3 protein-coding genes are annotated in these 3,940 nt (G+C 62.0%); 2 read left to right on the top strand and 1 reads right to left on the bottom strand.

The features are described from left to right. Window positions 1-166 precede the first annotated feature (166 nt). A complete protein-coding gene (locus BN1233_RS28835) occupies window positions 167-349 on the bottom strand; it encodes a hypothetical protein (protein WP_046867096.1) in 183 nt (60 codons plus the stop codon). Between the two features lie 563 nt (window positions 350-912). On the opposite strand from BN1233_RS28835, the gene BN1233_RS43400 reads away from it, so the two are divergent. After that, window positions 913-2,934: an FAD-binding oxidoreductase gene (locus BN1233_RS43400; protein ID WP_048710087.1), complete on the top strand. Its 2,022-nt coding sequence runs from the start codon at window positions 913-915 to the stop codon at window positions 2,932-2,934. Between the two features lie 11 nt (window positions 2,935-2,945). Next, window positions 2,946-3,356, top strand: a complete 411-nt coding sequence (locus BN1233_RS28815) for a hypothetical protein (RefSeq protein ID WP_046867092.1) — start codon at window positions 2,946-2,948, stop codon at window positions 3,354-3,356. The last annotated feature ends 584 nt before the right edge of the window (window positions 3,357-3,940 follow it).

Genomic DNA, 3,940 nt, shown 5'->3' with positions numbered 1-3,940 from the left:
TCTAAGCCAAAAGTGACCGTCTTGCGACGGGGCTTTGGAGTTAGGCGACGAAGGTTCGCGAAAACCTCTGTCTCAAAAATGGCTGGAGCTTCCATTCCGGCTCAAGTCCGGAATTTTTGCCGCGGCCAAAAAGAGTGTCCCGCAGTGAAGAACAATCGCTACGAGATTAGCGATTGTCCGTTGTGTTGCGGGAGAGCCCCGGAGGTTCAGAACCGCCAGGTGAGTTTCCCTTGAGCGCATGATCCTGCGCCCGCTCACCGATCTGGCCGCTGTATGTGACACCCAGGCTGATTGCGTCGGAGGCCTGCCAGTCGAGCCCCGCCTCAGCCACCAGCGCATCGCGATCCATCGGTACACCAGAGACCATGAAGGCTGATGGTCCGCCCGCAAAGGCAGAAGGGCTCGCTGCGCGACATCGCAGAGGCGTGTTCAAGGTGCCGTTGCAGAGGCGCGCCGCCGGGTCAACGGCCTGCCTGCACCACCCAGCAGCAGGGCCATCGATAAATCATGTTAAAAATTCCGCTGCTTGCGCGGATTTTGCAGAACGTTTCGGTTCACTCTGTCGATTCATGTTGAAAAGTCCGCGCTAAAAGCGGACAACGAGACATGGTTCATGACCAACGTTCAGCCCTGGCTGCCTATATCGCCAGTCTGCTTGCAGCGGGCCGTCAACAGGAGGCTGTCGCTGACCGTCGCCGCGGCCCGGAGGCCGAGCGTGGTTGTGGCGAGATTGTAGGTGCGACCGTGCTGGAACTACCTCTAAGCCGCCGGATACGCGTCCATTTAAGGATCCCGGGCTCTAGAATCCTCTGACTTCGTATTGATGCAGTATATACTAAATATAGTCTTGTCTAAAATCGCGACTCGCAAAAGGGTTAGGTGCCCGCAGCTTAGTCCAGAGGCGAGTCAGCGATGGAGAAGCAGTTCAACCGATCGTGGACACGGTTCCATGATGATCCGCGGACGGTCCTCCTGAACCAGGTTCCGGAGGTTGACTATCCGCGAGGCCTGGCCGATTTGATCGAACTGTGCCGGGACCGGTCACCGGAGGTGCGGCTCCGCGCGGCGGGCAGCCATTGGGCGCTGTCGGAAGCGGCGATCAGCGACCACAGCTTCATTGAGACTCACGACCCGCAGGATCTCGTACCGGCGATGGATCGGACCCTGCTGGACGTCGTGCCCGGATGCCTGCATCGGGACGTTCTGCAATCGATGGCATCGGAAGCCTGGCCCTCGCGATACGGCGCGCTGATCCATGTCGAGAGCGGCAAGCGCATCTACCAGCTCTATGCCGAACTGGATCAGACGGACCACGGGTTGAATCGCGCGACCCTGGCGGGCCGTCTGGGCCCGCATTTCGCCGGACCGTGGGGCCTCGAAACCCTGGGTAATTCCGGCGGCCAGACGATAGTGGGCGCCTTCTCCACCGGAACCCACGGCGGTGACTTCGACCGCGGGGCGGTTGCCGACCTGGTGGTGGCGGTTCACCTCGTTGCGGACGGGGGGCGGCACTACTGGATCGAGAGGGTCGACCACGAGCGCTACTATCCGCAGTTGACCGACGATGCGGCACTCAAGGCGCTCTATGGGGCGGACATCTACGGCGGACCGGGTAATTTCCACATCATCCGTGACAACCAGATCCTGAACGCGGTGGTGGTGTCGGTAGGGCGGTTCGGCGTGATCTATTCGGCGGTGCTGCGGGCTGTGCCGCAGTACTCGCTATGGGAGCGGCGCCGGATGCACTTGTGGCAGGACATCCGGACCCAGATTGCCGCCAGCTCGCCGGGCAATCCGGGCCTGTTCCAGGACACGATCATCCAGAAGCCCGATGCCCAACAGCGCTTTCTGCAAGTGGTGGTGTGCCTGACGCCGCACCTCAACTTCATGCGCAACCTCGCCGGGGTGACCAAGCGCTGGGAGATCCCCGTGGCGATGGGACCCGCGGGGCACGCAGAGCGCGTGGGTGACGGCGACGGCGGCCCGGACGACAGTCCCAACTTTACCAAGGCCGGCAAGTCGCATCCCTTCACGCCCAAGCCGGACCATCCGGAGCAGGCCGGCGATCCAACCATGTTGGAGAAGGCCTGCACGAGCGGCAGCTTCCTGAGCGGTCTGACCTCGGCCGTGATCGACGAGATCGAGGACTTCGTAGAAAGCAACGGGGCGGTGGTGGGCGCGGGCATAGGGGCGGTGGCGGCAGCGGGAGGTGTGGGCCTGCTGGGCTTGCTCGGCGCGCTGGCGCTGGTAGCGCTGGCGCTCAAGGAGCTGTTGGACGCGCTCGGAGCCGACGACCGGCTGGGCGAGACGATGGAGAAGATCAAAAACAAGCTCCTGGACCCGAACGAGCCCGATCCGGCCAAGCGGGCGGCAGGCCTCTTCGCCTGGCAATTGATCGCTTATGAGGTGTTCCAGTCGCTGCAGGGGGACCAGGACGCCGCCGCCCTAAGCTACGCAATCATGGAAGGCCATGACTATCTGGACGTCAGCTGCCAGCACAACGTGGCCTCGGTGGAGGTGTTCTTCGACGCCAACGACAGCCGGCTGATCGCCTTCATTGATGCGCTGATCGCCTTCGAGATCCAGCAGGAGATGCAGGGCAAGGCTTGCCTGGGCTACGCCTCTCTGCGGTTCACCGGCCCCACGCAGGCGCTGATCGGGCCCCAGCAGTGGGAGCGGACCTGCGCGGTGGAGGTCTCGGGCCTGAAGGATATGAGCGGCAGCGAGGAGATGGTCGAGTTCGCCACCAAGCTGGCGCTGAACCCGAACATGGGCGCGATCCTACATTGGGGACAGTACAACCCCTCTACCGCGCAGCAGGTAGAGATGCGGTTCGGGCCCAAGCTCACGGCCTGGCGCGCGGCCCTTGCCCAGTTCAATGGCGGTGGCGGCTTCTCGAGCGAGTTTAGCCGTCGCGCCGGGCTCGAGCCCTGAGGAGAGGAAAGATGGAGCCGATCTTGGTCTTCTACGGTCCGTGGACAATCGAGGTGACCAAGCTGGTCTTGGACTCACCCTTAGGCCCACCAGAGTTTCGGCTGGTTCTGTCGAGAGCCGGGGCGGCGGACGTGATGTACCAAAACCCTCCGGTCGGGACACAGATCGAAGCGGACGGACCGGAATGGGCTCTGAAGGTGGAAATCTCGTTCGACCTGCAACCGTTCCGCACGTTGGAACTCGCAAGGAATTTTGCGTTCGATCCTAACGCCGGCATGACGGCGACGGTGGAAGGCGGCTGGTTTAGTTTTCAAACCACGATCGCCTTGCGGCTGACAGCCCACGATCCCGAGCTGCGCGCTCACCCCGCCGTCCCCTATGATTTCACCATTCCGGAGCGCCCTCATCCTCACGGGGGGTAAGGGACGCCAGCGACGGCTTCCGACATGGACGGCATCTTGTCGGGAGTAAAGGCTCACGCAACGTGTGTGCGGGCACTCTGGCGGAATCGTTTGCCGAATTTCGGATCCTGCAGGAACCGGCTGAGAACCACTTCGTGGAGTCGCAGTGCTGGTGTGCCGCGAGGGCCCGGCCGGCCCTTGGCACGATTTGTGTGCCCCGAGGCCGTGCGCCCTACGGCGAATGGCACTCTGCTGGCTGGGTAGCTTCGGCCAGCAATTGATTTTCGATCTTGATTAATCGCATCGTTGAAAAGTTATTACCCCGGCTGGTTTTTGACCACATCAGCAGGCGCCACCATAAGAACGTTCGCTACTGCGTCCAGCAAGGGAATCGCGGCGAAGTGTTTTTGTGCACGCAATTTTGCGCGAGAGCCGTGAACGCGCTGGTCCAGCCAAGAACCGCGTTTGATGATTGGTCGGCTCAGGCTGCTATGGCCTGAACCACACATTCCGTTCCGCCCGGAATATCGACGGACTCGATCGAGGTTCGCTCCTGAGCGGGAATTATGGGTTAGAGTGCCGTGACTGGTAGCACCTGTCGCTTA

Source organism: Microvirga massiliensis (genome assembly GCF_001006805.1).
Taxonomy (GTDB): domain Bacteria; phylum Pseudomonadota; class Alphaproteobacteria; order Rhizobiales; family Beijerinckiaceae; genus Microvirga; species Microvirga massiliensis.
The sequence above is the reverse complement of the archived record's forward strand: the minus strand, read 5'-3'. Positions and strand labels throughout refer to the sequence as shown.